This is a genomic window from Sphingobium fluviale (genome assembly GCF_004122115.1).
Taxonomy (GTDB): domain Bacteria; phylum Pseudomonadota; class Alphaproteobacteria; order Sphingomonadales; family Sphingomonadaceae; genus Sphingobium; species Sphingobium fluviale.
The window spans coordinates 1-1,322 of sequence record NZ_SBKP01000039.1; the positions used below are offsets into that span (position 1 = coordinate 1).

General features: G+C 62.4%; 1 protein-coding gene. It reads left to right on the forward strand.

Annotated elements, in window-relative coordinates; genetic code table 11:
- Window positions 1-57 precede the first annotated feature (57 nt).
- On the forward strand, window positions 58-1,281 hold the full coding sequence (locus EQG66_RS15185; RefSeq protein ID WP_129405346.1) for an IS256 family transposase: 1,224 nt from the start codon (window positions 58-60) through the stop codon (window positions 1,279-1,281).
- The last annotated feature ends 41 nt before the right edge of the window (window positions 1,282-1,322 follow it).

The window sequence follows — 1,322 nt, forward strand, 5'->3', positions numbered from 1 at the left end:
GGGACTGTCAGGATTTCCGTGTGTGGGCGGGTATAATGGGGAAGAAGGAGACCCACTATGTCCCGACGCAAGGAGCCGTTGATTCCGGCTGATTTACTCGACCAACTGCTCGCTGGCGGCGATGCCGCTGCGGCTTTGCAGCAGGGTGGCCTGCTGGACTCGCTGAAGAAGGCGCTGGCTGAACGTGCGCTCAATGCCGAGATGGATCATCATCTCGGGCACGAAGACCAGGCTGGCAACAACCGCAATGGCTATGGCCGCAAGACCGTCGTTACCGACACCGGCAAGATCGAGATCGAGGTACCCCGCGATCGGCAAGGCAGCTTTGATCCACAACTGATCGCCAAGTACCAGCGGCGTTTTCCGGGTTTCGACGACAAAATCGTGTCAATGTACGCGCGCGGCATGAGCACCCGGGAGATCACCGGGCATCTGCGCGAGTTGTATGGCATCGACGTCTCACCGGACCTGATATCGACCGTGACCGACGCCGTGCTCGAGGAGGTCGCAGCCTGGCAGGCCCGGCCGCTCGATCCAGCCTATCCGCTGGTGTTCTTCGACGCCATCCGGGTCAAGATCCGCGACGAGGGCATGGTCCGCAACAAGGCGATCCACATCGCGCTGGGTGTGCTGGCCGATGGCACCAAGGTCGTCCTGGGCCTGTGGATCGAGCAGAACGAAGGCGCCAAGTTCTGGCTGCGCGTCATGAACGAGCTCAAGAACCGGGGCGTGGAAGATATCATGCTGGCCGTCGTCGATGGCCTCAAGGGTTTCCCGGACGCCATTACCGCCGTGTTCCCCGAGGCCGTGGTACAGACCTGCATCGTCCACCTGCTGCGCAACTCGATGGACTTCGTGTCGTGGAAGGACCGTAAGCCGCTGGCCACGGCACTGAAGGGCATTTACCGCGCCGTCGACGCCAAGGCCGCCGAGGAAGCGCTCACGGCCTTCGAGGACAGCGAATGGGGGCGGCGCTACCCCGCGATCGGCCAGAGTTGGCGCCGGGCATGGAGCGAGGTCATCCCGTTCTTCGCGTTCCCCGACGAGGTCCGCAGGATCGTCTATACAACGAATGCCATCGAGGCTCTGAATGCCCAGCTCCGCCGGGCGGTCAGGGCCAGGGGACACTTCCCCAACGACGATGCCGCGACCAAGCTGCTCTATCTGATCTTGAACCGGTCCGAGAAAGAGTGGAAAATGCCACCGCGTGAGTGGTCCATGGCCAAGGCTCAGTTCGCCGTGATCTTCGGCGAGCGCTTCATCAGAGCCATGGCGGCGTAATGTTCAACCGCCCGCCCACACACGGAAATCCTGACAGTCCC

Coding starts and splice junctions, on each gene's coding strand:
- EQG66_RS15185 (WP_129405346.1), top strand. CDS start 58: ATGTCCCGACGCAAGGAGCCGTTGATTCCGGCTGATTTACTCGACCAA.